General features: G+C 62.4%; 22 protein-coding genes. 9 read left to right on the forward strand and 13 right to left on the reverse strand.

Features of this window, described 5'->3' with window-relative positions; genetic code table 11:
- Positions 1-9 precede the first annotated feature (9 nt).
- Entirely contained in the window at positions 10-1,020 is a 1,011-nt protein-coding gene (gap, locus tag B5G03_RS11125) for a type I glyceraldehyde-3-phosphate dehydrogenase (protein ID WP_087181773.1), read from the reverse strand.
- 527 nt (positions 1,021-1,547) lie between these two features.
- On the opposite strand from gap, the gene B5G03_RS11130 reads away from it, so the two are divergent.
- On the forward strand, positions 1,548-2,213 hold the full coding sequence (locus B5G03_RS11130; protein ID WP_087181774.1) for an ATP-binding protein: 666 nt from the start codon (positions 1,548-1,550) through the stop codon (positions 2,211-2,213).
- 93 nt (positions 2,214-2,306) lie between these two features.
- The gene (ansA, locus tag B5G03_RS11135) at positions 2,307-3,326 is read left to right on the forward strand and encodes an asparaginase (RefSeq protein ID WP_087181775.1); all 1,020 of its coding nucleotides are present in this window, start codon (positions 2,307-2,309) and stop codon (positions 3,324-3,326) included.
- A gap of 79 nt (positions 3,327-3,405) precedes the next feature.
- Here the strand turns inward: ansA and pap are convergent, their stop codons facing one another.
- From pap to B5G03_RS11160, 5 genes are all read right to left on the reverse strand, one after another.
- The gene (pap, locus tag B5G03_RS11140; RefSeq protein ID WP_087181776.1) at positions 3,406-4,878 is read right to left on the reverse strand and encodes a polyphosphate:AMP phosphotransferase; all 1,473 of its coding nucleotides are present in this window, start codon (positions 4,876-4,878) and stop codon (positions 3,406-3,408) included.
- Positions 4,879-5,060: 182 nt separating this feature from the next.
- Positions 5,061-6,113 carry an SHOCT domain-containing protein gene (locus B5G03_RS11145; protein ID WP_087181777.1) on the reverse strand — a complete coding sequence of 351 codons (1,053 nt, stop codon included), beginning with the start codon at positions 6,111-6,113 and terminating at the stop codon, positions 5,061-5,063.
- 204 nt (positions 6,114-6,317) lie between these two features.
- The gene (locus tag B5G03_RS11150) at positions 6,318-7,853 is read right to left on the reverse strand and encodes a nitrite/sulfite reductase (RefSeq protein WP_087181778.1); all 1,536 of its coding nucleotides are present in this window, start codon (positions 7,851-7,853) and stop codon (positions 6,318-6,320) included.
- A gap of 140 nt (positions 7,854-7,993) precedes the next feature.
- Positions 7,994-8,767, reverse strand: a complete 774-nt coding sequence (locus B5G03_RS11155) for a hypothetical protein (RefSeq protein ID WP_140401681.1) — start codon at positions 8,765-8,767, stop codon at positions 7,994-7,996.
- Complete coding sequence (locus tag B5G03_RS11160; RefSeq protein WP_087181780.1) at positions 8,764-10,116, reverse strand: citrate synthase; 1,353 nt, start codon at positions 10,114-10,116, stop codon at positions 8,764-8,766. Before B5G03_RS11160 ends, B5G03_RS11155 begins: the two co-directional genes overlap by 4 nt.
- Before the next feature lie 181 nt (positions 10,117-10,297).
- Between B5G03_RS11160 and spoIID the strand changes: the two genes are divergently transcribed.
- Together spoIID and B5G03_RS11170 are read left to right on the forward strand one after the other, a co-directional pair.
- Positions 10,298-11,368 (forward strand): stage II sporulation protein D, encoded by a 1,071-nt coding sequence (spoIID, locus tag B5G03_RS11165; protein ID WP_087181781.1) that lies wholly within the window; start codon positions 10,298-10,300, stop codon positions 11,366-11,368.
- A 219-nt stretch (positions 11,369-11,587) separates the two neighbouring features.
- The gene (locus B5G03_RS11170) at positions 11,588-12,940 is read left to right on the forward strand and encodes an MATE family efflux transporter (protein WP_087181782.1); all 1,353 of its coding nucleotides are present in this window, start codon (positions 11,588-11,590) and stop codon (positions 12,938-12,940) included.
- Positions 12,941-12,949: 9 nt separating this feature from the next.
- Here the strand turns inward: B5G03_RS11170 and B5G03_RS11175 are convergent, their stop codons facing one another.
- The 3 genes from B5G03_RS11175 to baiCD all read right to left on the reverse strand — a co-directional run bounded on the left by B5G03_RS11175 (position 12,950) and on the right by baiCD (position 16,824).
- The gene (locus B5G03_RS11175; RefSeq protein ID WP_140401682.1) at positions 12,950-14,005 is read right to left on the reverse strand and encodes a YcxB family protein; all 1,056 of its coding nucleotides are present in this window, start codon (positions 14,003-14,005) and stop codon (positions 12,950-12,952) included.
- 107 nt (positions 14,006-14,112) lie between these two features.
- Positions 14,113-14,859, reverse strand: a complete 747-nt coding sequence (locus tag B5G03_RS11180) for an SDR family NAD(P)-dependent oxidoreductase (RefSeq protein ID WP_087181784.1) — start codon at positions 14,857-14,859, stop codon at positions 14,113-14,115.
- A 33-nt stretch (positions 14,860-14,892) separates the two neighbouring features.
- Positions 14,893-16,824: a bile acid Fe-S flavoenzyme BaiCD gene (gene baiCD, locus B5G03_RS11185; RefSeq protein WP_087181785.1), complete on the reverse strand. Its 1,932-nt coding sequence runs from the start codon at positions 16,822-16,824 to the stop codon at positions 14,893-14,895.
- 254 nt (positions 16,825-17,078) lie between these two features.
- Here baiCD and B5G03_RS11190 point away from each other — a divergent pair, with 254 nt between their 5' ends.
- A complete protein-coding gene (locus tag B5G03_RS11190) occupies positions 17,079-18,053 on the forward strand; it encodes a MerR family transcriptional regulator (protein ID WP_162613394.1) in 975 nt (324 codons plus the stop codon).
- Between the two features lie 71 nt (positions 18,054-18,124).
- Here the strand turns inward: B5G03_RS11190 and B5G03_RS11195 are convergent, their stop codons facing one another.
- Positions 18,125-19,237 carry an ABC transporter ATP-binding protein gene (locus tag B5G03_RS11195; protein ID WP_087181787.1) on the reverse strand — a complete coding sequence of 371 codons (1,113 nt, stop codon included), beginning with the start codon at positions 19,235-19,237 and terminating at the stop codon, positions 18,125-18,127.
- 143 nt (positions 19,238-19,380) lie between these two features.
- Here B5G03_RS11195 and B5G03_RS11200 point away from each other — a divergent pair, with 143 nt between their 5' ends.
- Positions 19,381-20,169 (forward strand): helix-turn-helix transcriptional regulator, encoded by a 789-nt coding sequence (locus tag B5G03_RS11200; protein ID WP_087181788.1) that lies wholly within the window; start codon positions 19,381-19,383, stop codon positions 20,167-20,169.
- Between the two features lie 228 nt (positions 20,170-20,397).
- Entirely contained in the window at positions 20,398-21,135 is a 738-nt protein-coding gene (gene nagB / locus B5G03_RS11205; protein ID WP_087181789.1) for a glucosamine-6-phosphate deaminase, read from the forward strand.
- A 124-nt stretch (positions 21,136-21,259) separates the two neighbouring features.
- Here nagB and B5G03_RS11210 read toward each other — a convergent pair whose 3' ends face one another.
- Positions 21,260-21,784 (reverse strand): hypothetical protein, encoded by a 525-nt coding sequence (locus tag B5G03_RS11210; protein WP_087181790.1) that lies wholly within the window; start codon positions 21,782-21,784, stop codon positions 21,260-21,262.
- 24 nt (positions 21,785-21,808) lie between these two features.
- Positions 21,809-22,711, reverse strand: a complete 903-nt coding sequence (locus tag B5G03_RS11215) for a helix-turn-helix domain-containing protein (protein ID WP_087181791.1) — start codon at positions 22,709-22,711, stop codon at positions 21,809-21,811.
- Between the two features lie 236 nt (positions 22,712-22,947).
- Here B5G03_RS11215 and B5G03_RS11220 point away from each other — a divergent pair, with 236 nt between their 5' ends.
- Together B5G03_RS11220 and B5G03_RS11225 are read left to right on the forward strand one after the other, a co-directional pair.
- The gene (locus B5G03_RS11220) at positions 22,948-24,321 is read left to right on the forward strand and encodes an MATE family efflux transporter (protein WP_162613395.1); all 1,374 of its coding nucleotides are present in this window, start codon (positions 22,948-22,950) and stop codon (positions 24,319-24,321) included.
- A gap of 68 nt (positions 24,322-24,389) precedes the next feature.
- Entirely contained in the window at positions 24,390-25,259 is an 870-nt protein-coding gene (locus tag B5G03_RS11225) for an NAD(P)-dependent oxidoreductase (protein ID WP_087181793.1), read from the forward strand.
- 60 nt (positions 25,260-25,319) lie between these two features.
- Here the strand turns inward: B5G03_RS11225 and xdhC are convergent, their stop codons facing one another.
- Positions 25,320-26,177, reverse strand: a complete 858-nt coding sequence (xdhC, locus tag B5G03_RS11230; protein WP_087181794.1) for a xanthine dehydrogenase accessory protein XdhC — start codon at positions 26,175-26,177, stop codon at positions 25,320-25,322.
- Positions 26,178-26,214 lie beyond the last annotated feature (37 nt).

Consider the following 26,214-nt stretch of genomic DNA (forward strand, 5'->3'; position numbering starts at 1 on the left):
AGAGGAGAATTACAGCTCAGCGAAGTACTTGATGGTGCGAACCATCTGGCTGGTGTAGCTGTTCTCGTTGTCGTACCAGGACACAACCTGAACCTGATAGGTGTCGTCGTCGATCTTGGTAACCATGGTCTGGGTGGCATCAAACAGGCTGCCGTAACGGATGCCGATGATGTCGGAAGAAACGATAGCGTCCTCGTTGTAGCCGAAGCTCTCGGAAGAAGCAGCCTTCATGGCAGCGTTGATGCTGTCAACGGTAACGTCCTTGCCCTTAACAACGGCAACCAGGATGGTGGTGGAGCCGGTGGGAACGGGAACGCGCTGAGCAGAACCGATCAGCTTGCCGTTCAGCTCGGGGATAACCAGGCCGATAGCCTTGGCAGCGCCGGTGCTGTTGGGAACGATGTTGGCAGCGCCAGCACGAGCACGACGCAGGTCGCCCTTACGATGGGGGCCGTCCAGGATCATCTGGTCACCGGTGTAAGCATGCACGGTGGTCATGATGCCGCTCTGAACGGGGTAAGCGTCGTTCAGGGCCTTGGCCATGGGAGCCAGGCAGTTGGTGGTGCAGGAAGCAGCGCTGATGATCTGGTCTTCCTTGGTCAGGGTGTTCTCGTTAACGCTGAATACGATGGTCTTCAGGTCGTTGCCAGCGGGAGCGGAGATAACAACCTTCTTGGCGCCAGCGTTGATGTGAGCCATGGCCTTGTCCTTCTTGGTGAAGAAGCCGGTGCACTCCAGAACAACGTCTACACCCAGCTCGCCCCAGGGCAGCTCAGCGGGATTGGGGTTAGCGTAGATGGTGATCTTCTTGCCGTCTACGGTGATGGAACCCTCGCCAGCCTCAACGGTGTGACCGTCGTAACGACCCTGAGCGGTGTCGTACTTCAGCAGGTGAGCCAGCATCTCGGGGCTGGTCAGGTCGTTGATGGCAACGATCTCGTAACCCTCAGCGCCGAACATCTGACGGAAAGCCAGACGACCAATGCGGCCAAAACCATTAATTGCAACTTTAACAGCCATTGTAATATCCTCCTTAAGGTAAATAAATTACTTAGGTGTCTTTATTGTATACCAAAAAAGAGAAAACTACAAGGGCTTGTCAAGAAATTAACACAAAAGTACAAAGATTCTTACTCAGGTGCCCGCCCTTGGGCATTATCACGGGATATTGGTGCATCATTTGTGCAAACTAACAGATACATGCCCCAAAGCCGGGGTGACATAAGAAAACAACGCCGGAAAAGGGCCGCTTTTGCGGGATTGCAGCGTCAAAGCCCCTTGACAACCACCAAGGGTGCCGGGGCGGCGCAAGCCGCAAAAAACCCAGTGGGTTCTTCGACCGGCCAGGGCGGTCTGCGAAGCAGGGCGGGCGCACCATTGACGCGCCCGCAGCCCGTGCCCCAGGATTTTGGATGCAGAAAATGCGAAAAGGGGCGGAGCAAGCCTTGGTGGCTTGCCCGACCCTTTGAACATTTTGTGCGCCAAAATCCTACGGCAGAACCGTCGTTTTCTTATGTCACACCGGCTAAAAAACAGGAGGGATTCTCATGCGTTTTGCAAGCGATCCGCTGGACCGGGCTGCCCTTCTGCGCCGCCAGGCCGCCCTGCGCCTGGGCCCGGACGCACCCGCAGGGGCCGCCGGGCTGCGGGCCGGTTACCTGTTGCTGCGCCGCGCCCGGGCGCTGGAGCTGGAGACCGGCTTTTCCCTGCCCGCCGCCTCCTGCCTGGAGCTGAACGGCTGGTGCTCCGCCCTCATCGGCGCGGCGGCCGAGGTGTGTCCTTTGCCCCCGGCGTCGGTGCGCTTTTGCGGCTGGGGCGAGCCGCTGCCGGTGGCGGGCCGCAGCGGCCTGTTGGAGGCGCTGGTGCTGCAGCTGGTGTGCAACAGTCTTTTGTATGCCGGGCCCCGCCCCAACCTGGAGCTGCGGCTGCGGGCTGTAGGCGGGTGCGCCCATCTGATTTATGCAGACAGCGGCCCCGGCCTTGCCCCCGATGCCCGGCCGGGCTTCGGCTTCGGCGCAGCCCGAGCCTTTGCCCGTCAGGGAGGGGGAAGCTTCGCGGTGCGGGCGGGCGGGCCGGGCTTTGCCTGCGCTCTCTCGCTGCCGCTCTACCCCGCCCTTCCTCTTCTGGCCCCACCCCAGGCGGCGGAGCTGGTGGCGGACCGGTTCAGCCCGGTTTATATCCATCTTGCGCCCCGGTGCATCCTGCCGGAATGAAGTTGCCCCCGACCGGCTTTTATGGTATGCTGATTAACAGCAAAATTCGCCGAAGCGCCGCGAAAGCCGACGCCGGCCAGGGGGGCTTTTTTCATGAAAAAACGCATCTGCATCTTATATACCGGCGGTACCATCGGCATGATGCCCGGCGAGCAGGGCTATGCCCCCAAGCCGGGCTGCTTTGCGGGCGGACTGGCCGCCATTCCCGAGCTGACCAGCCCGGACATGCCGGACTGGGAGCTGGTGGAGATGGACCCGCTGCTGGACTCCTCCAATATCACGGTGCACGAGTGGTGCGCCATCGGCCAGGCCATTGCGGACCGCTATCATCAGTTTGACGGCTTCGTGGTGCTGCACGGCACCGACACCATGGCCTACACCGCCTCGGCTCTGAGCTTCATGCTGGAAAACCTGGACAAGCCGGTGGTGCTCACCGGCAGCCAGATCCCGCTGTGCCAGCTGCGCAGCGACGGGCGGGACAATCTGGTCACCAGCCTGCTGATCGCCGCCGAGGGCGTGGTGAACGAGGTGAGCCTTTATTTCGGCGGTCAGCTGCTGCGTGGCAACCGGGCGGTGAAGAGCTCGGCGGACGGCCTGCAGGCCTTCTCCTCCCCGAATTATCCGCCGCTGGCCACCGCCGGGGTGGACATCCGCTACAACAAAAGCGCCATCGGCGCGCCCCGGGTGAACGGCCCCTTGCAGCTGGCCAAGCTGGAGAACGTACCCATCGGCGTATTGAAGGTGTTCCCCGGCATCCAGTTCGAGCTGTTCGACTCGATTTTGACCGAAAAGCTGCAGGGCATCGTGCTGGAGACCTTCGGCGCGGGCAACATTCCGGACTACGACGGCGCGCTGCTGCCGCTGATTCAGAAGGCCTTCGCCCACGGCACCATTCTGACGGTGTGCAGCCAGTGCCCCCAGGGCGCGGTGCACATCGGTACCTACGCCACCAGCAGCGGCCTGAAGGCCGCCGGGGCGGTGAGCGGCCTGGACATGACCACCGAGGCCGCCGTGGCAAAGCTGTACTACCTGTTCAGCAAGGGCTATGACCGGGACACCATCAAGCACTGGATGGAGCAGGACCTGCGGGGCGAGCTGACCAGCGCCCGCTAATTTAACTCGAACATACACAAAGCGCCCCCTCGGTGAAATTTGCCGAGGGGGCGCTTTTTCTGTTTGTATCGCAAAGAGCTCAGTCGCCCAGCGCCTTTTCCAGAGTCTCCACAATGATCTCCAGCGCTTTGACGCGGGCGTATTTTTTGTCGTTGGAGGGCAGGATGTGCCAGGGGGCCTTCTGGGTGCTGGTCTTCTGCAGCATCTCATCCACCGCCTGCTCGTAGGCGGGCCATTTTTCCCGGTTGCGCCAGTCCTCGTCGGTGATTTTCCACTGCTTTTCCGGGGTGTTCTGGCGGCTCTTGAACCGCTCCAGCTGGGTGGCCGGGTCGATGTGGACCCAGAATTTCAGAATCACCGCGCCCCAGTCGGCCAGCTCGGCCTCGAACTCGTTGATCTCGTTGTAGGCCCGCTGCCAGTCGTTCTCGGTGCAGAAGCCCTCGATCCGCTCCACCATCACCCGGCCGTACCAGCTGCGGTCGAAGATGGCGATGTGGCCGGTCTTGGGCAGGCGGGTCCAGAACCGCCACAGGTAATGGCGGGCCTTCTCGTGGGGCTCGGGGCTGGCGATGGGGTTCACCTGATAGCCCCGGGGGTCCAGCGCGGCGGTGATGCGGCGGATGTTGCCGCCCTTGCCCGCGGCGTCCCAGCCCTCGTACACGATGATCACCGGCACCTGCTTGCGGTAGACCCGGTTGTGCAGCACGGTCAGCCGCTTTTGCAGGGCCTTGCGGCGGGCGTCGTATTCCTCGTCGGTCAGGCTCTGGGAAAGGTCCACCTGAGCAAGCTTCGGCATGGAGACCAGCGGGAAGGTGTTCTGGAGCAGAGGCACCGCCAGCGCCGCGTTTTTGTGGGCGGTGTCGATGGCGCTGCACAGGGTCTCCAGCATCTGTACCTCGCACCACTTTTTGTCCTTGGCGTCGATGATGTACCAGGGCGCGCCGGGCAGATTGGCGGCCCGCAGGTAATCGTCGAACACCTCCTCACATTCCTCATAGTGCTTGTTCTGCCAGCGGTCGTTGGCACTCACCCGCCAGGCGGTGTCCGGGTCGGCGGCCAGGGCCTCCAGCCGCTTTTTCTGCTCCTTGCGGCTGATCTGCAAAAACAGCTTGAGTACCAGATAGCCGTTGTCGGTGAGCTGACGCTCAAAGCGCAGCACGCTTTGCAGCCGCCGGGCATAGGCCTGGCCTTCCAGCTCGCCCCGCAGCCGCTCCTTCACCACCTGGTCCATCCAGCCGGAATCCAGGAAGGCGAACTTGCCCGCCTCGGGGATGGCCTTCACATACCGGTGCAAAAAGGGATAGCGCCCCTCCTCGGGCGTGGGGGCGGACATGCTGGTCACCGTGAAAAAGCGGGGGTCGATGTTCTGGATGATCCGCCCCAGCATGCTGCCCTTGCCCGCAGCGCCCCAGCCCTCCACCAGCACCAGCACCGGCAGTCCGGCGGCCTTCACCTCCAGCTGCAAAGCTTCCAGCCGGTCGCGAGCGGCGTCCAGCCGCTGTTTGCATTCGCTCTCCTCCGGCCGCGCGGGCCGGACCCAGGTTTTCAACATGTTGCACACCTCTCATTTCCCTGCCCGGACACTTTACCGGGCGCTGCGGGCGGCGCCGGGGTTTCCCTGTGCGGTCCGCCGTTTTCTTTCATTATACCACCGGGCGGCGGGTTCATACCGGCTCAGTTTTCGGCATGACTTACAAGATTCTCCCATGTTTTTTGGCAAAAAGGAACTCTTGCTTACAGCTTGGACAGTAGCTCCGCTTTCTTGGTTTCAAACTCTTCCTGCGTAAGGATACCCGTCTCTTTCAGTGCCGCAAGCTTTTCAATGGTTGCAAGAATTTCACCGGCAGCATTGGCCGGAGTCTCTTTCTGTGAAGCGGCCTGTTCCTTTCGTTTGCTAAGAAAGCCGCTTACGCCTGCTCCCAGGCCTTTCATGCCTTGCGCCATGCTTCCCACCGCATTTTTCACAACCGACTCTTTTTCCGGTTGTGCATCCTGCTGCCCATCTGCCATTGCCTGTACTTCCTGGTAATCCGCCAGTATCTCCTCTTCTGTATAACCAAAACTGGCACCATCCAGTGTTTCCAGAAGTCGTTTGGCCATCGGCATCATGGACGCAAAATTCAACCCTCCTGCAATCACGCCCCCCACAACCGGAATTGCCTTAGAGGCACCTTTTGCAACTGTGCTCTTGGTGATTTTCACGCCAACCAATTTCCCGATTTGTTTGACCACCGGATACCATACGGTTTTTGTGAGAGCCTGCTGCGGCAGCTTTTTCAGGGTGGTTTTTGCAATCTGAGCAGACAGCAGGCGTACCCCGGCGGACGCCCCGGCCACGCCGAACATCACACCGCAATACATGATCAATTGATTTTTGACCGCATCACTGTCGAGTTCGTCGTCTTTCCACAAATCCGGTGCGCCGTACAGATAAGCCAGCTCCTGTGCCAGCCGCATTGACATCCCGAAAAACTGCGCCACGTCTGCCGGGATGGATACCCCGGCAGCAATTCCCCCCGGCAGTCCCATTGCGAAGGATACCGCCGACGACTCACTGGTTCGCTTTAAAATCAGCTTATTGGCCATGCGGGAGAGCATTTCCCGTGAGCATCCCGCACACACAGGCCCCTCTTTCAAAATCAGGCTAACATCTGCATTTTCTTTTACAAACGCCTCCTTTAAAAACTGGTTACGGTCCACCTTTACCCCTGGGACCTGCACTACCTTGGTAATGATATTTTCCAGTATAAGTTCGCTGGAGGGACTCACTACAGCTGCACTTTCCATAAAATGACCTCCTCTTTTGTTCCACACTTTATTGGCGTTTCAAATCGCCTTCAATAAGGCAATTGTAAATTTCGCGAACAGAACGCCGAAAATCGTTCTTTCTGTGGCTATGATAACACACTTCGCAACACTTTACCATATTAAAAAGAGAAGCCATTCTTTTCCAAGAATGGCTTCTCTTTCTATTGTTGTCCTGTTTGGAACTCAGAGCAGATAGTCCGCCGCCAGGGCGCGCAGCTCGTCCTCGTGGGCAGGCAGCCATTCCTCAAAGGAAAGGCCGGTGGCGGCCACCTTGCGGCCCAGAGCCACCAGGAATTCCGGGATGCGCTCCTCAAAGATCACGCCCCAGCTCTCGCCGAAGCGCTCCTCGCCCATCCGGGCGCTGCCGTTCACGTGCAGGGTGAAGGCGGGGTGGGGTTTCTTGTCCACCAGCTTCACGCCGCCGTGGAAGCCCAGGGCGCCCACCTGATGGGTACCGCAGGAGGAAGGGCAGCCGGAAATGTGGATCACCGGCAGCGCGCCGTCCGGCAGGTCCGCTTCCCGGGCGGCCTTCACGCAGGCATGGTACAGCGCCTGGGAATCCCGCACGCCCTGCTGGCAGACCGATGCGCCGATGCAGGCCACCGAATGTTCAAAGCGGGTGCGCGCGCCGTCCTCGGTGGCGGCCAGCACCTTCTCCGCCTCGGCGGCGGTGCAGTTGATCACGTACATGGTGCCGTCCGCGCCCAGGCGCACCTCCACCTGCTCCATGGGACGGATGGTATCCAGCAGCGCCCGCAGGGTCTGGCGGCTGGGGGTGCCACCCAGAGGATGGTAACTCACCGCAAACAGGCCCGCCTGCTTCTGGGCGATGATCCGCTTGCCGCTGATGCTGCCCTCGCCCTGCTTGGTCACCGGGCGCGCTTCTACCTGCCGGTCCAGCCCTCCGGCGGCCTTCGCGGCCTCCAGAGCCTCGCCATAGGCCCGGCGCAGGCCCTCCTCGCCCAGGGCCTCCTGCATGTAGCGGGTGCGGGCCTTGGCCCGCTGCTCGTAGTTGCCGTGGGCCAGGAAGGTGTCCACCATGGCCTTCACGTAATACAACAGTTCGCTTCCCGGCACCTGCTCGGCCACCTTCAGGCCCATGCGAGGGTTGGGGCCCATGCCGCCGGCGATGTAGACCGAGAAGCAGCCGTCCGCCTCGGCCACGAAGCCCAGGTCCCGCATGGTGACGTGGGCCGTGTTGGTTTCATGGTTGGCAAAGCCCACCTTCAGCTTGCGGGGCATGCGGATGTCATACAGCAGGCTCAGCAGATAATCCGCGGTCATCTCCGCATAGGGGATCACATCAAAGCGCTCGCCGGGCAGAACACCGGACAACGGCGGCGCCATCACGTTGCGGGGGTGGTCTCCGCCGCCGCCCCGGCAGACGATACCCGCGTCCAGGGCCTTTTCCGCCACGTCCAGGATCTGGCGGCCGGTCAGATGATGCAGCTGCACCGTCTCGCAGGTGGTCAGCTTGATCAGCTCGATGTTCAGCCGCTCGGCGGTCTCCACCACAAAGGCCAGCTTCTCCTTGGTCAGGCGGCCTGCGGTCATCCGAAGGCGGATCATGCCCTTCTGGCCGCCCTTTTCGGAATAGCTGCCGAAGCCGCCGGAGATGCCCTTGTACTCCTGCTTGTTCATCTTGCCGGTGTAAAAATCGCGGGTGGCCTCGTCGAAGCCCTTCAAATCCGCCCGGAAGGCGGCCATCATATCGTTCATACGGTTCTCCTTTGCTCTTCTCCGTCGCCCCGGTGCGGGACGGATTAAAACGTTATTATACCATAGGTTTGGCAGGATTTACACAAAAAAAGCCCGCCGGATCGGAAATTCCGAATCCGGCGGGTTTCATTTTGCAGATTTCACCGCTCTTCGGCGGACACACTGAGCGCGTAGGCCGCGCCCATCAGGCCCACCAGAGCCAGACACAGGCCCTCGATCATGTTCCGCAGCTCGCTCTGGCCCTGCATCCAGGCCCACATGGCGCTGGGCAGTGCCAGACAGGTGCAGAGCAGGAAGGCCGCCATGCCGCTGAGCCAGATCCACCGGGCGCTTTTGCCGCCGGGGATGTAGGCGCTTTTCAGCTGGGCGGTGCAGAACAGCAGAGCCATCAGCGCCGCCAGGGCCTCCAGGGTGTTATTCACCCGTACGATGCCGGTGGGGGCAAGGCCGAACCGCTTGATGGTGAGCAGGTAGAGCGCCAAGGTGCCCGCGATGCCGAACACGGCACTGCCGGTGGGCGCTTCAAATTCCGGCGTGAAGCGGCTGCGGCCCAACAGCAGCATCCACACGCCGCTCACCAGATACAGCACCGCCAGCGCCAGCTCGAACCGGCCCATTTCGCGGAAGGCCGCCAGATACACCCCGCCCAGCGCGGCAAAGCCCACGCCGCACAGCACCGCCGCCAGCCCCTGGGCCGTGCTCTGGCCCTTCAGCGCGGCGCTGGTCTTGGGGATCATCCAGGCCGCCAGCCACAGCAGCACCAGCACGCCGCCCGCCAGTGCATAGCGCCACAGGTAGCTGCCCCAGGTCACAAAGCCGGTGGCAAGGTCGGTGTAGTACATCACATCCAGCCAGCGCACGGCGCCCGCCGCCGCGCAGACCAGAAGCAATAGGATCGTTGCAATTCGTTTCATCCGCGTTCCTCTAATGTTTTGTATTTCTGCCGCACGCCCAGGTACTTGTAGGCCGGGCGGATGATCCGGTTGGCGAACACCACCTCTTCAATGCGGTGGGCGCACCAGCCCGGAATACGGCTGATGGCGAACAAGGGAGTGTACAGATCCTGGCTGATGCCCAGCATCTTATAGATCAGGCCGCTGTACAGGTCCACGTTGGCGCACACGGTCTTGTTGCCCTTTTCCTCGGCGAACACCTGGGGGCCCAGTTTTTCCACCAGACACAGCAGGCGGAATTCCTCCTCGAAGCCCTTTTCCACCGCCAGCTTCTCCGCCTTCTGGCGCAGAACCACGGCACGGGGGTCGCTGATGGTGTAGATGGCGTGGCCCATGCCGTAGATCAGGCCGCTGCCGTCGCCCGCCTGCTTGCGGATGATCCGGCGCAGAAATTCCCGCACCTCGTCCTCGTCCCGGTAGTTTTCCACTCCGGCCTTCAAACATTCCAGCTGCTCCATCACCTTCAGATTCGCGCCGCCGTGCTTGGGGCCCTTCAGGCTGCCGATGGCCGCAGCGATGGCCGAGTAGGTGTCGGTGCCGGAGCTGGAGAGCACCCGGCAGGTGAAGGCGGAGTTGTTGCCGCCGCCGTGGTCCGCGTGGACCAGCAGGCACAGGTCCAGCAGCTTTGCCTCTTCGTGGGTGAACTTCTGGTCCGCCCGGTAGATGGAGAGGATGTGTTCTGCGGTGCTCTGCCCCGGCGTGGGCGGGTGGAAGAACATGCTCTGTTTGTCGTACACCCGGCGCTTGAGCTGGTAGGCGTTCACCATGATGGTGGGCAGCCCGGCGATCAGGTTGATGGACTGCTCCATCAGATTTTCCAGGCTCAGGTCCTCGGGGCGCTCGTCGTAGCTGTAGAGCGAGAGCACGCTGCGTGCCATCTTGTTCATGATGTTGGGGCTGGGCGAGCGCAGCAGCACGTCCTCGATGAAGTGCTCGGGCAGGTTGTGGTGCTCGGCGATGATCTGCTGGAACTGCTCCAGCTCGCTCTTTTTTGGCAGGCTGCCGAACAAAAGCAGCCAGCTGACCTCCTCAAAGATAAACCGATCGTGCTCGTAGGCCTCCCGCACCAGCTCGTTCAGGTCCACGCCCCGGTAGATCAGGCGGCCCGGAGTGGGGATCACCTCGCCCGCCGGGCCCTTTTCGTAACCCACAACATCACAGATGTTGGTCAGGCCCGCCAGCACACCGGTGCCGTCCGGGTTGCGCAGGCCCCGCTTGACCCCCAGCCGTTCGCTGGTCTCAGGGTCGATGTAGTTATTTTTCAAATATTCCCGGCATAAAAATTCCATACCGGAAGACTGCTGGGCCATGGCTCCGCTTCCCCCTCTGACTTGATTTGTCAAACGGCCTGCTTCGGCTCACTTTGCGCCCGGCTGCCGTTATTCTGGAAGCCACCGGCACCCGCCGGTGGTTTATGTTTTATCTTACACACTTTACAACGAAAAAGCAAGTGCGGAAAATGCCGCCGCGCCGCCAGGGAGGTCCAATGTCATGAAACGAAGTATCCTGCCCATCCTGCTGTTCTGCCTGCTCACCTTCTGCCTGCCGCTGGTGAGCCTTCTGCCCCAGGCCGCCGGGCGGGCGGCTGCCCCGTCCTCTGCCGGGCAGAGCGCCGCCGGAGCCGGGAGCACGGCCGCCGCTTCCACACCCGAAAGCGAGGCCGCATCCCAGACCGATTCCGCCGCCCCGCCCGCCGAAACGCCCGCACCCAAAGCCGATGTGATCCGGGTGCAGAACGCCTCCACCGGCGAGGTGCTGGAGGTGCCGGTGCTGGAGTACATGATCGGCGCGGTGGCCAGCGAGATGCCCATTACCTGGCCGGACGAAGCGCTGAAGGCCCAGGGCATCGCCGCCCACAGCTATGCGCTGTATCAGCGGGACCATGCGGACACCCAGGCGCTGGGCGGGGCATGGTTCTCGGTGGACCCGGCCCGCCGCCAGGGCTACATGACCAGCGAGGTGCTGAAAAGCTACTGGGGCGATGAATACGAGGCCAACTACCAGCGGCTGAAAGAGCTGCTGGAGCCGCTGGTGCACACGGTGCTTTTGTACGACGGCGCGCCCGCCGCCGCCTGTTACCACGCCATCAGCAACGGGCGCACCGAAGCTTCCCAGCGGGTGTGGAACGAGGCGCTGCCCTACCTGCAGGGCGTGGATTCCCCGCTGGACAAGCTGGCCGAGGGCTATGAGGAAACGGTGAGCTACACCACCCAGCAGATGTACGACATGCTGGCCACCCAGTTTTCCGGTCTGGACCTGAGCGGCAGTGCGGACGGCTGGTTCGGCGAGACAAGCCTGACCGAGACCGGATACGTGGACACCGTCCAGGTGGGCGGGGCCTTTGTAAAGGGCACCCAGCTGCGCACCGCCCTCTCGCTGCGCAGCAGCTGCTTTACCATCCAGCGCACCGAAGAGGGATTCGACGTGACCACCCTGGGCTACGGCCACGGGGTGGGCCTGAGCCAGTGCGGGGCCCAGGCCATGGCCGCCCAGGGCCAGAGCTGCGCCGAGATTCTGAGCTGGTATTTCCCCGGCACCAGCCTGGAGGAATACGCCGGGTGATTTTTCAAGCGGACAGCCCCTTTTTCAAGTGGCAAAATGCCCGCCCACCTTGCTTGTGGGCGGGCATTTTTGTGCCCTTTTCTAATTTTGAAAATTGGTCGAAAATCTTCAAAAAGTTGCATTGACTTTTGCCGCCGCTGCGGTATGATAAGTGGCGTTACACTTTTGTGCAGCAACCGGATTTTATCCCTGCAGCGCAACCCGAACGGAGAGATTTTTATGACCAAATCCATGACCGCCGGTTCCCCGGCAAAGCTGATTTTGCTGTTCGCCCTGCCGCTGTTCATCGGCAACCTGTTCCAGCAGGTCTACAACATGGCCGACACCTTCATCGTGGGCCGGATGCTGGGCGTGAACGCCCTGGCCGCGGTGGGCTGTACCGGCAGCCTGACCTTTTTGATCATCGGCTTTGCCCAGGGCATGTCCGCCGGGTTTTCCATCCTCACAGCCCAGCGCTTCGGCGCAAATGACGAGGAAGGCGTGCGCCAGAGCTACGCGGCCAGCCTGGTGCTGGGCGGCGTGATCAGCCTGGTGCTCACAGCGATCAGCGTGGCGGGCACCCGCCAGCTTCTGGTTCTGCTGCAGACTCCGCCGGAAATTCTGGAGGACGCCACCCGCTACCTGATTGTGATCTTCGCGGGCATTCTGGCCACCATGCTGTTCAACGTGGTCTCCAACGTGCTGCGCGCTCTGGGCGACAGCAAGACCCCGCTGTACTTTCTGCTGGTGGGCTGCGTGATCAACATTGTGCTGGACGTACTGCTCATCCTCTACACCCCGCTGGGCGTGGCGGGTGCGGGCGTGGCCACCGTGATCGCCCAGCTGCTGGCCGGGGCCGCCTGTGTGGTCTATATTCACAAAGCCTTCCCCGCTCTGCGGCTGCACCGGTCGGACTGGAAGCTCAGCCGCCGGGAGGTAGTGCGCCATCTGCAAATGGGCCTGCCCATGGGCTTTCAGACCAGCATCATTGCCATCGGCTCGGTCATGCTGCAATACGCCCTGAACAGCCTGGGCAGCACCGCCGTGGCCGCCTTTACCGCCGCCAACAAGCTGGAATCCCTGGGCAGCCTGCCGCTGCTCAGCTTCGGCCTTGCCATCGGCACCTATGTGGCCCAGAACTACGGCGCGGGCAAGCTGCATCGCATCCGCACCGGCGTGCTGCAGTGCAGCGCCATGACCCTGGGCTGGTCCGCCTTCATCGGCGTGATGTTCCTGGCCTTCGGCCGCCAGCTGGCCACCCTGTTCGTGGGTCACGATGAGGCGGTGACCGATCTTGCTTATGTATACCTCACCATCGTCTCGGTGTCCATCTGGGTGCTGGCGCTGCTGTTCATCTTCCGCTACTCCCTGCAGGGCCTGGGCCAGAGCTTTGTGCCCACCTTCGCCGGGATCATGGAGCTGGTGATGCGCGGCGCCTGCGCCATGTGGCTGGTGGGTCCCTTCGGCTTCACCGGCGCCTGTCTGGCCAACCCCATGGCCTGGACCGGCAGCGCGGTGCCGCTGGTCATTGCTTTCTTCATCACCATGCGGCGGCTCACCCTTTACCTGCCGGAGCACGAGGAGAACGCCTGAGCGCTCGCCTTATTCCCGGCGGCCCACCCGGGCCTGGATAAATTCCAGCACCCGGCGGCGCTCCGCCTCATCGGCAAAGGCCTGAGGCGGCACCAGGGTGATGACCCCGCCGTCCTTTTTCAGCACCAGCGTGTCCCGCTGGTCCTTGATCGCACCGATCCGGTCCCAGGTCCAGAAGCTGCCCTCCTCGCCCCGGGCGATCTGAATGCCGTCCTCATACAGCTCAAAGCGGGCGGGCATGCTGGTCAGGCCGGAGGGCCCGCCCTGCCGGATGGTGGCTTTTTCCCGCCGCCGGGGATTGGTCTGAGCGGCCACCAGACCCAGCACCACCGCTGCGGCGATCCCCTTGACCAAAAGACCGCCGGGCATCAGCAGCAGAACGATGAACAGTGCCGCCGCGCCGCCCAGTGCCAGACGCAGCCGCAGGCGGCTGTTCCAGGCATCGGCGACGGGGTAGCTGGCCCCCCACACAAGACCCGGCCGGGGTGTGATGAGCGCCCGCCAGAGGGTCTCGTTCAGCGGCTGGGCATCGCGCACCCGCTCGTTCACGATGCGCTGCAGCTGGGCAAGACCGCCCTGGGCTTCCAGCTCCCCGGCGGAAATAACCGCCACACAGCTTCGCCCGGCGCACAGCATCACGAAATCACGGCCCTGCATCAATCGGATTCCCTGGTTCCAGTGGACGGCCAAAAGCTGCAGGCCGTCAGACCGGTAGATGCGCAGGATATGCTGGCTGAACACCAAACGCCGAACATCCTCCGGCTGATCCAAAAACCGCCGGTATGCCCGGCGGTTGCCCGCCACCATGCGCCAGACCATCCAGCCCGCGGTGCCCAGGAACAGCAGCATATAGGCCAGCGTCTGCCAGCCGTACCAGGAAAAATCCATGCCCATATAGTAAAAGCCCCAGTAGGCCAGCCACAGTTCATGGATGCCCACCAGCGTCAGAAACAGCGGCCCCAGAATGGCCGCAATCCCCAGCGGGCTGAGCAGGGTGCGCCGCAGCAGCAGTTTCCAGGCCTGACGGCGCAGTGCGCGGCTGTTGGTGTATTCGATCTGATCCATGGCGATGTCCTCGCTTTCTTTGCTATTTCCCATGATTATACCATGAAATACAAAACGGAGGGAAGCCCCGGCGGCTTCCCTCCGTTTTTCTGTGCTGTAAAATCAGATCAGGTGCGGGCCAGGCCGTCCACGCTGAGCACCACGCCGGTGATGTAGCTGGCCATCTCGCTGGCCAGGAACACGAAGGCGTTGGCCACCTCTTCCGGCTTGCCGATGCGGCCCAGCGGAATCTGGGTGCACAGGGCCTTGATGATGTGTTCCGGCACCGCGCGCATCATGTCGGTATCGGTGATGCCGGGGGCCACCGCGTTCACCCGGATGCCGTACTTGCCCAGCTCCCGGGCCAGCGACAGGGTGAACCCGTTCACCGCGAACTTGCTGGTGGGATAGGCGATGCCGCTGGGCTGGCCGTAGCGGGAGACCATGGAGCTGGTGTTCAGAATCACACCGCTGCCCTGGGCCTGCATGATGGGGGTCACGGCCCGGGCGCAGGTGAACACGCCCTTCACGTTCAGGTCCATCACCTTTTCAAAGGTAGCCTCGTCGTATTTGTCAAAGGGGGTGGAATCGGACATGCCCGCGTTGTTCACCAGGATGTCGATGCGGCCGTACTCCTGCGCCACCTTCTGGAAGGCCTCTTCCACGCTGGCCAGGTCCGCCAGATTGGGAGCAATGCCCGCCACCTTGGCATTCGGGTCCTTCTCCTTCAAAGCGGCCACTGCCTTGTCCGCGGTCTCCTGCCGGGAGCCGGTGAGGATCACGGTCGCGCCCTCCCGCAGGAAAGCCTCCACGGTGGACAGACCGATGCCCCGGGTACCGCCGGTGACAATGGCAATCTTATTTTCCAACAACATACAAAACAGCCTCCTTCATTTTGCTTTGTTTGTTCAATCTTCCTTGTCCAGGGCCAGGGCCGCGTCAAAGGCCTCCCGGGTGGCGTTCAGCGCCCGGCGCGCCTTGGATGCGTCGCCCAGAACCCGATACTGTGCCCCCACCCGGGCGCTGGCTTTCTCCAGCTCCTGTCCGTCGCGGGAACGGGCGCCGATGGCGATCACCGCCCAGTCGCAGGCAAATTCCACCGGCTTGCCCTCGCTTTCGCCCAGCACCCGGCCGGGCTCGATGGCAGTGATCCGCACCTTGGTGACCGGGTTGATGCCGCTGGCGTGGATGCTCTCGGTCACGCAGATCTTGCGGGGGATGCCCATGTCTGCGCAGTATTCCGGGCCCATTTCCAGGTCGGTGACCTTGCAGCCCCGCTGGGCCAGATATTCGGCAGTCTCCATGCCCACCAGGCCGCCGCCCACGACCACCACGTTACCGGCGGGCCGCACCCGGCCGCCCAGCACGTCGTGGGAATCCGCCACACAGGGCAGATCGCTGCCGGGAATGTCCGGCACTAGGGGTTCGGCGCCGATGCAGTTGAAGACCGCGTCGGGTTTGATTTCTTCGATCAGCTCGGGAGTGACCGGCGTGTTCAGCCGGATCTCTACGCCCAGACGGCGGGCCTTTTCGCCCATGGCCCGGGCCGCGGTCTCCATCTCCTGCTTGCGGGGCGCCTTTCCGGCCAGCAGGAACTGACCGCCCAGCTCGCCGGTGGCCTCGCATAGAATGGGATGATGGCCCAGCTGCTTCAGGGTGATGGCCGCCTCCATACCGGCCACGCCGCCGCCCGCGATCAGCACGGTACGGGGATGGGCGGTGGGGTGCAGGGCACATTCCCGCTCCCGACCCAGGGCCGGGTTGCGCAGGCAGGTGATGTGGGGCACCGACGGGTCGGCAAAGCCGTCGTAGCAGCCCTGGTTGCAGCCCACGCAGTAGTCGATGTCCTCCAGGCGGCCCTCCCGGCACTTGTTGCAGAACTCCGGGTCCGCCAGCTGGGCGCGGCCGATGACCACCAGGTCCACCTTGCCCTCTTCCAGAATCTTCTCCGCCATTTCCGGCTCGTTGATCCGGCCCACGCCGATGGTGGGCAGGCCGGTCTCCCTGCGGATGCGGGCGGCGTTGTCGATGTTGAAGCCCCGGGGCAGGTCGATGGGGGGAACCTCAAATTTCAGGCCCGCGGTGAGGATGTTGCCGCGGGACACATCCAGCACGTCCACGCCCGCCTGAGCGGCCAGGCGGCAGAACTCCACCACTTCTTCCAGGGTCAGTCCGCCGGGCAGGTAGTCGTCGTGGGCGTCGATGCGCATCAGCAGGGGCATCTCCTCCGGCAGGTTCGCCCGGATGGCCCGGATGCATTCCAGCGGGAAGCGGGCCCGGTTCTCGAAGCTGCCGCCGTACTCGTCGGTGCGGTGGTTGATGCCGCCGGACAAAAAGGAGTGGGGCAGGTAGTTGTGGGCGCAGTGGAACTCCACGCAATCGAACCCGGCCTTTGCCGCCCGGGCCGCCGCCTTGCCGAAACACTCCACCACCTGGGCCATCTGCTCCCGGGTGATGCCGGGGATGGGGCCCATATCACTGGGGATGAGCACCTGCACCGTCTTGTCCATACCGGCGGCGGCCAGACCGCCCTGCCACAGCTGGATGCCCGCCTTGCCGCCCGCCGCATGAATGGCGTCGGTGAGACGCTTCATGCCGGGGATGTAGCAGTCCTCGCTGATGGACAGGAACCGCTTGGGCGCGCTGGGGGTGTGCACGCTGGACACCTCCACGATGCTCAATCCCGTGCCGCCCTTCACCCGGGCCACATGGTAATCGATCAGCTGATCGTTCACCATCTTGTCGTCCCCCGCGAACTTGGTGCCCATGGCGGGCAGCACAATGCGGTTTTTCAGCTCCATGCCCCGCACGCGGAAGGGCGAAAACAAGGTATCGTACATACAATATGCTCCTTTTTGCTCTGCTTGATTCTCTTTGCTCCGGCCCAGCTTTTTTGGCCCGGCCCTCTCTTTGTGAAAAGGATAACGCATCCAGCCCCGGCACGGTCAAGAGGACCATTTTCACAAAAAGGAGCCGCTTGTTTCCGGCGTTTTTTCCTGTTATACTGAACAAAACGGAACCCGCTGGCCCAAAGGGGCCGATTTTTTAACAAAAAAGTGTTCCCCAAGGGAACACTTTGCAGGGAGAGATGGATATGCTGATCCATGAGGCGGCCCGCCAGGCGGGCCTGAGCAAAAAAGCGGTGCAGCTTTATCTTTCCGCCGGGCTGCTTCAGCCCCAGGTGGATGCCCGCAACGGCTACCACCAGTTTACCGGCGAGGATGTGCAGCGGCTACAGCAGATCCGCTGGCTGCGGCAGCTGGACTTTTCGGTGCAGGAGATCCGCGCCATGCTGGAAGACCCCTCCGCCGCCCAATACTATATTCTAAAGCGGATGACCGCCCTGCGGGAGGAAAAACGGCGGCTGGACTGGCGCATGGCCCAGCTGGAGCAGATTCTGGAGCAGGACTGCCTTTCGCCCAACAGCACCGCCCTGACGCCGGGGCCGGAACCGTGGCATACCCCCCTGCCGCTGGACGAGACCGACGCCTACCTGATCGTCTCCTGCTTTCTGGGCAGTCTGGTGCAGAACGTGGAGCTGAACGAATACCGCCGCTTTTTGTGGCAGCGGCTTTTAAAGGTGGTGGTGGCCCACCAGACTCCCGAGCTGGCCGGACTGCGAGACTACATCTACAGCCTGACGCCGGAGCACGCCGGGCAGCTGTTCGCCCTCTGCCGCCGGGTGGTCAGCGAGATCGCCGCCCTGCCGCCCCAGAAGGTGGAGGAATTCAGCGGCCGGGTGCTGGAACATCTGGACCACAATCTGAGCAGCTCCGCCGCCGGACGGCTCAAGCGCCGGTACGAGTGCTTTCTGCGGCCGTCCATCCGGCTGTTCGACGCGGAGACCTGCGACATTCTGCGGGAATTCACCCCGCTGTTTTCGGAATATCAGGACCGGCTGCAGGCCTACTGCGATGCCATGCTGCACCGGCTGCAGCTGCCGGAAAACGCGGCGCTGTGCGCCCGGCTGGCGGCGTTCTTCGGCCCGGAATTCAGCCCGGATCAGATCGGCAGCGGCCAGCTCACCGCCCTTTACTCGCTGTCGCTGGAGAGCGGCAAGGTCAATTAAATAAAAAACGCAAAAGCGCCGCTGGTTTTCCAGCGGCGCTTCTGCGTATAACATGATTCCAAGGGGAAGGATCAGTTCAGGATGGTCAGTTCGGTCTCGGGATCGAACAGATGGATCTTGTGAGGATCGAAGGCAACGGTAACGTTGTTGCCGTTCTTGGCCTTGGAGGTGGGAGCTACACGGGCGGTCATCTTGTTGCCCTTGTATACCAGGTACAGGTAGATCTCGGAGCCCATCAGCTCGGAAACCTCAACAGTGGCCTCCAGCTTGCACTCGCCCTGCTTGCCAACGAACTCGGGATCGTCCTTGATGTCCTCGGGACGAACGCCGGCCTTGACCTTCTTGCCAACGTAGGCATCCAGCTTGCCGTCGGTGGTCTTCTCCTTGGGCAGGTCGATGCGGTCGCCGGACAGATCCAGGTAGTAGCCATTGCCGTCCTTGTTCAGGGTAGCATCCAGGAAGTTCATCTGGGGGCTGCCGATGAAGCCGGCAACGAACATGTTGATGGGGAAGTCGTACAGGTTCTGCGGGGTGTCGACCTGCTGCACGATGCCGTCCTTCATAACCACGATGCGGTCGCCCATGGTCATGGCCTCGGTCTGGTCATGGGTAACGTAGATGAAGGTGGTAGCCAGCTTCTGGTGCAGCTTGATGATCTCGGTGCGCATGCTGGTACGCAGCTTGGCATCCAGGTTGGACAGGGGCTCGTCCAGCAGGAACACGGCCGGGTTACGAACCATGGCGCGGCCCAGGGCAACACGCTGACGCTGACCACCGGACAGAGCCTTGGGCTTGCGGTCCAGCAGGTGCTCGATGTCCAGCACGCGGGCGGCCTCACGAACACGCTTGTCGATCTCAGCCTTGTCTACCTTACGCAGCTCCAGGCCGAAAGCCATGTTCTTGTAAACGGTCATGTGGGGGTACAGAGCGTAGTTCTGGAACACCATGGCGATGTCGCGGTCCTTGGGGGCCACATCGTTCACCAGGCGGTCGCCGATGTACAGCTCGCCCTTGCTGATCTCTTCCAGACCAGCGATCATGCGCAAGGTGGTGGACTTACCACAGCCAGAGGGGCCAACCAGAATGATGAACTCCTTGTCGGCGATCTCCAGGTTGAAGTCCTTAACGGCGGTAACGTCGCCGGGGTAGATCTTGTAGATATGACGCAGGCTGATGCTTGCCATGGGAATCGACACTCCTTTTTTATTGTTACTGATTTCGATTGTCTTTTGTTGATACGCTTGACCGCGTATCTCGTTGCTAATATAATAATACCAGACTTTTTCCGGATTTAAATAGCACTTTATTGATATGAGGTGACGTAAAATTGATTTTCGATCCCCTTGCCTTCTGCGCCCTGAATGAGGCGAAGGACCTGCAGTTCTCCACCCCCACCACTCTGGAGGGGGAAGGGCTTTGGATCGGGGTGCTTTCCAGCGGGCAGTGTGCCCTGGCGGACGAGGAAGCCCCCCAGCTGGCGGGAGCGGGCAGCCTTTTGCTGGGCGCGCCCCCGCTGCGGCTGGTGCCCGCCGAGCCCTGCCACCTGGCGGCGGTGCTGCTGGGCGGCCAGGCAGCCGCGGCCTTTGCCGAGGGTCTTGCCGGGCCCATGTTCGCGGCGGGCGCCTCCTGCCCCGGCGCGGCGGAGCTTGTGGCCCAGCTGGTGGCCTCCCCCTCCTCCCGCCGTGCCTCGGCGCTGGGCTACCAGCTGCTGTGCGAGAGCGCCCGGGCGGACGCCGCCGCCCCCAGCTACCCGCCCCTGGTGACCATGGCCATCGCCGCCATGCGGGAGCACTACGCCGGGCTTTACGGCGTGGAGGAGCTGAGCGAGAGCCTGGGGGTGAGCAAGAGCCATCTGGTGCGGGTGTTCAAGGCCGCGGTGGGCGTGCCCCCGGGCCAGTACCTGACCGGGGTGCGCATCGAGGCCGCCAAGCAGCTTTTGTGCCACCGGGAATACCCGCTGGAGGTAGTGGCCAGTTTGTGCGGCTTTTCCGGGGCCAACTACCTGTGCCGGGTGTTCAAAAAGGCCACCGGCCAAAGCCCCACCGCCTGGCGGGCAGCCGCCGCCGGAGTGCCCGAACTGCCCGAGCTGCCCCAGGAGCGGGAGCTGTATGTATGATATATCTCCTTATATAAATAGAAAAAACGCACCGGGGTGTCCATTTTTCCACAAATCGCGCCCCCATTTCAGAAAAGATTTTGTTTTTTGTGCAAAATTTCTGCATATTTTGGGCTACAATTTTTCCCCGGAAGGCTGTATGATAAAGATAAGACCGCGATTTGCAGGCAGGGCGTGGCCCCGCTTTGCGAGTTTCACCGAAAAATACAAAGAACGGAGTGTATCACAATGAAAGTTGTTGTTACCAAGAGCTACGACGAGAGCTGCGCCTACGTGGCCGACATGATCTGCAAACTGGTGAATGAGAAACCCAACTGCAAGCTGGGCCTGGCCACCGGCGGCACCCCTGTGCCCATGTACAAGAAGCTGATCGAGGCCAACAAGGCCGGCAAGGTGGACTTTGCTCAGGTACGCACCGTGAACCTGGACGAGTACTGCGGCATCCCCGAGACCCACGACCAGAGCTACCGCTACTTCATGAACACCAACCTGTTCGACCACATCAACATCGACAAGGCCAACACCTACGTGGCTAAGGGCATGGGCGACGCTGAGGCCAATGCCGCCGAGCTGGAAGCCAAGGTGCGCGAGGGCGGCGTTGCCGACCTGCAGCTGCTGGGCATCGGCAACAACGGCCACATCGCCTTCAACGAGGCCAGCGATCACCTGATCAGCGTGGCTCACATTGAAAAGCTGACCGAGAGCACCATCAACGCCAACGCCCGCTTCTTCGAGAAGAAGGAGGACGTTCCCACCACCGCCATCACCATGGGCATGGGCGACATCATGGCCGCCAAGTGCGTTGTGCTGATCGCCACCGGCCTGGCCAAGACCGACGCCATCAAGGGCCTGGTCATGGACAACGTGATCACCACCCAGAACCCCAGCAGCATGCTGAAGATGCACGAGAACGTGGTTGTCGTGATCGATCAGGAGCTGGCCGACGCCGTTGGCTACAAGGGCTAAGCGCTCCGTTTTCCACAAATCACTCGCTCCCCGGTGAAAAACCGGGGAGCTTTTTTCTTGCCATTGCCACGCTTTTAAAATAAAAAACAGCGGGCGGAATTTTCCGCTCGCTGTTTTTGTTCTGTTAAAAGCTGCGCCAAGTGTCCAGCCCGTCGGGCAGCTGGCCCGCCCAGAAGCCCGCCAGCATCGCCGCGGCCTGGGGGCGGCTCACACCGCCCAGCTCACGGGTGACGTCCGGCCCGCCGGGCTGCTCCATCACCGCCTGCACCGCCAGACCGCCGTCCGGGTCGGTGGTGCAGTGCATGGACCGGCAGCCCGCCAGAGGTGCGGGCGGGGTGAGCACCAGATAACCCGCGCTCACGCCCACGGCCTCCACCGCGCGGGTGAGGGCGGCGGCGTCCGGCTGGCAGGGTACCTGGCCCTCCACCGTCAGCTGCCACAGACCGGTGTCGTTTTTGCGGCCGGGGCGCTGCTCCTCGGGCAGGCCCGGATTGAGCCGCTGGCGGCGCTGCTCTTCCCTGCGCCGTTCCACGGCCTGACGGTCCCGCCGCCGGGAGCGCACAGTGGAATAGATGGCAAGTCCCATCATCACCAGGACCAGCACGCCCAGCAGCACCGGGAAAAGCACCTGAAAGAAAAACACGCTCATGGTTTGCCCTTCTCCCCTTTTGGCTTATTCCTCGCCGCGGCCCCGCCGGGCCAGCACCTTCACGCTGCTGGCGTACTCCGAGGGGGTCATGCCGGTGACCTTTTTGAAATGACGGGAAAAATAATGGATGGAATTGTACCCCAGCAGGGCCGCGATCTCGGTGAAGTTGTGGCTGCCCTCCCGGATCATCTCCTTGGCCTTCTGAATCTTCAGATTGCCGAAGTATTCCATGGCTCCGCCGCCGGTCTTTTCCCGGAAGACCTTTTGCAGGTAGCTGCGGCCCACCAGATTGTCGCGGCAGATGTCGCTCAGGGTCAGGCGGCGCTGGATGTTGTTCTCCAGATACTGCTGCACCCGGCTCAAAAATTCGTTCTGGCTGCGCTCCCGGATCAGGCTGGTGGGCTTGGCCACCACCGGGTTGTCGCCCCGGCGCACCATATCCAGCAGCATGGTCTCCAGCGACAGGCCGATCACCTGCTCGGCGCCAAAGGCCGCATCCTCCCGGCGGGTCAGATGCTGGGCCAGAGGATCGTCCAGCGGGGTGGAGAAGGCCGCACCGGCCATTTCAACGATTCGGGCCATGAGCACCCGGTCCGAATCGCTGGCCATAAGTACCCGGCCCTTGAAGAAATCCATGGCGGGGCTGGCGCAGTCGAAGGAGACGATCACGATGTTGGGCGCATCCTTGCCGGTGGCGCGGATGTTGTGATACTCGCCGGGCTCATGGAAGATCATCTGCCCCTTTTTCAGCAGCTTTTCCTCCTCGCCCGCGGTCACATAGACCTCGCCCTTGTCCGCATAGACAAATTCCCAGAAATCATGACTCTCGCCGATGAAGGCGTAGTCCGGGCCATATTCAAAATAATGTACCGAATAGATGCGGTCGATGCGCAGCACCTTTTCCAGCTCCAGCGCCTGATAGCCCATCTGCTTGCAGCTCCTCTCCTTTGGAAGAGGGGCGGTTCGCCCCTGCTTGTTTGCCTGTGGTTCACTTTCTCATGTTTGTAGTATATCCCAAAACGACCGATTGTGCAAATGTTTTCTTTTTTTTCACCCAAAACGCCGCTCTCTGGCAGCTTTTGCCCGGATATGCTATACTGAAACCGATGATGCAAACGGCGGCAAAGCCCCGCCCCAAACCAAAACAGAGAGAGGACAGACCAATGCAGCGATTCAAAGAACATTTTTATACCGACTGGTCGTTTTACAAGCGGATGCTGGCCATTACCATTCCCATCGCTTTGCAGAACGTGATCAGCCTGGGCGTGAACATGATGGACATCATCATGCTGGGCCAGCTGGGCGATGTGGCCATCGCCTCGGCCAACCTGGGCGGCCAGCTGTTCACCATTCTGGACGTGATGGGCTTCGGCCTGGCCAGCGGCGCGGCGGTGCTGATTGCCCAGTACTGGGGCAAGCGGGACATGCTGCGCATCCGCCAGATCTTCGCGCTCACCCTGCGGGTGGTGCTGGTGATAAGCAGCCTGTTCGCTTTGGTGGGCCATTTTCTGCCCGAAAAGGTGCTGGCCATCTACACCACCGATGCGGCGGTAATCGAATCCGGCGCGGCGTACCTGAAGCTTTTATCCATCAGCTTCGTGCTGTTCAGCTTTTCCAACTGCTACATCATGTGCCTGCGGGCGGTGGAGCAGGTGCGCATCAGCATGGTGGTGTACGGCTGCAGCTTTTTCATCAACGTGTTTTTCAACTACTGCTTCATCTTCGGCAAGCTGGGCGCCCCGGCCTGGGGCGTACGGGGCGCGGCCTTCGGCACCGTGATGGCCCGCCTGTTCGAGCTGTGCGCCACCCTGGTGTACATGTGCTTTATTGAAAAGCGGGTGCGCTTCACTCCCCGCTGGCTGCTGCAGCTGAAGAGCGGCCTGGGCCGGGACTATGTGCGCAACAGCGTGCCGGTGGTGAGCAACGAACTGCTGTGGGGTGTGGGCCTCTCGGTGGTGAACCTGACCATCGGCCATATGGGCGCCAGCTACACCAGCGCCATGAGCATCGTGAACGTGTTCAACCAGCTGGTGAGCGTATTCACCTTCGGCATGTCTGCCGCCAGCGCGGTGGTGGTGGGCAAGACCATCGGCGAGGGGCGCATTCAGGACGCCAAGCGGGCCGCCAACAGCTCGGTGCTGGTGGGCCTGGGCCTGAGCTTTATCTGCATGACCCTGCTGCTGGTGGGGCGGCCCTATATCCTGAGCCTTTATAATGTGAGCCAGCTGGCCCACGACACCGCCTTTGCCATGATGACCATCCTGGCCCTGATGCAGCCCTTCCAGGCGGTGGGCTGCGTGATGATCGTGGGCGTTCTGCGGGGCGGCGGCGACGTGCGCACCAACCTGCTCCTGGACAGCGGCCTGCAGTGGTGCCTGGCCATCCCGCTGGGCCTGCTCACCGGCTTTGTGCTGCACTGGAGCGCGCCCGCCGTATTCTTCTGCCTGCGGTGTGACAACATCGTGAAGAGCATCGCCGGTCTCATCCGGCTGCGCAGCGGCAAGTGGATTCGGGTGGTGACCCGGGAATCCGTCTGAACCTTGTTTTTCCCGCCCCGGTCAAACACCGGGGCGGCATTTCATTCAAAATGGGGAGATGTGTTGTTATGAGCAAGATCGCATGGATCGGCACCGGCGTGATGGGCCGCCAGCAGGCGGGCCACCTGGTAAAGGCCGGGCATACCGTGAAGGCCTACAGCCGCCGCTACGAGGCGGTGTGCCAGCAGGCGGAGGAATTCGGCTTTTTGCCCTGCGCCACCATTCGGGACGCAGTGGCCGACGCGGAATTCGTGTTCGTGATGGTGGGCTACCCTGCGGACGTGGAGCAGGTGTTCTGCGACCCCGAGGGCATTCTGGAAAACGCCCCCGCCGGGGCCGTGGTGGTGGACATGACCACCTCCAGCCCCACCCTGGCCCAGAAGCTGTATGCCCTGGGCAAGGAAAAGGGCATCGCCGTGATGGACGCGCCGGTCTCCGGCGGCGACAAGGGCGCCCGGGAAGCTACTCTGTCCATCATGGTGGGCGGCGACGAGGAGGCCTTTAAAAAGGCCCTGCCCCTGTTTGAGTGCATGGGCAAGAGCGTGCTGCTCATGGGTCCCGCAGGCTACGGCCAGCACACCAAGGCGGCCAACCAGATCGCCGTGGCGGGCGCGACCGCGGCCTACACCGAGGCCATCCTCTACGCCGAGAAGGCCGGGCTGGACCCCCACAAGATGCTGGCGGCCATCGGCGGCGGCGCGGCGGGCAGCTGGCAGATCACCAACATGGCGCCCCGGGCACTGGCGGGAGATTTCGCCCCCGGCTTCTTCGTGAAGCACTTTATCAAGGACATGAAGATCATCCGGGAAGAGGCCGCTCAGCGGGGCGTGGAGCTGGAAATGCTGGACAGCGTGCTCCATCTCTACGAGGAGTTCGCCGCGGCGGGCGGCGAGAACGAGGGCACCCAGGCCTTGATCGACTTCTACCGCAAAAAATAACCCCCAGATATCCAAATATAAAAAGGGAGCAGCGCGTGCTGCTCCCCTTTTTTGTTTGACTCAGCTGTGGATCAGGTCCAGCGGTTTTGCGCCCGCGCCCCGATGCTCCGCCCGCCAGGCGATGAGCTGGGCGGTGACGCTCACGGCGATCTCCGCCGGGGTCTCGGCCCCGATGGACAGGCCGATGGGGGTGCTCACCCGGTCGAACTGCTCCGGGCCGAAGCCCTCCTCCTCCAGCTTCTGGCGGGTCATGGCGATCTTGCGGCGGCTGCCCATCAGGCCGATGTAGCCCGCCGGAGTGGTCAGCGCCTTGCGCAGCACCTCATAGTCATGCTCATGGCCTCGTGTCATAATGACGATCAGGTCTTCCTCGGTGGGTTTCAGCCGGTTCACCGCGGCGGCCATGTCCTCACAGAGAACGCCCGCCGCGCCGGGGAAGGCCTCCTTCACCGCGAACTCCGGCCGGTCGTCCACCACCCAGTACTCAAATTCCAGCGCGGGCAGCAGCGCCGCCAGCGCCCGGGCCACATGGCCCGCGCCGAACAGCAGCACCCGCCCGGCCCCGGTCTGAGCTGCCCGCCGGGCCAGCTCCTGCGCCGATTCCCTGCCCGCGGGCAGATACAGGAATTCCACCCGCACCTGACCGCCGCAGGCCATGCCCACCTGATTGGGGCCCTGGTCGTTCAGGTCGTATTCCTCCACCGCGCTCTGCTGTTCCGCCAGCGCCCGGGCGGCCCGCTGCCGGCACACCGCCTCCACCTTGCCGCCGCCGATGGTGCCGATGCACTCGCCGCCGCCCAGCACTGCCATAAAGGCCCCCGCATGCCGGGGAGCCGAACCCTTGCTTTCCAGAATGGTCACCAGCACCGCCGGTTCCGTTTTCAGCCGCTGAGCCAGCTGCTTCATCCCCTGATTCATCGTTTCTTCTCCTTTGTGCGCCGGGCATATTGCTCCC

Source organism: Gemmiger sp. An50 (genome assembly GCF_002161595.1).
In the GTDB taxonomy this organism is placed as follows: Bacteria; Bacillota; Clostridia; order Oscillospirales; family Ruminococcaceae; genus Allofournierella.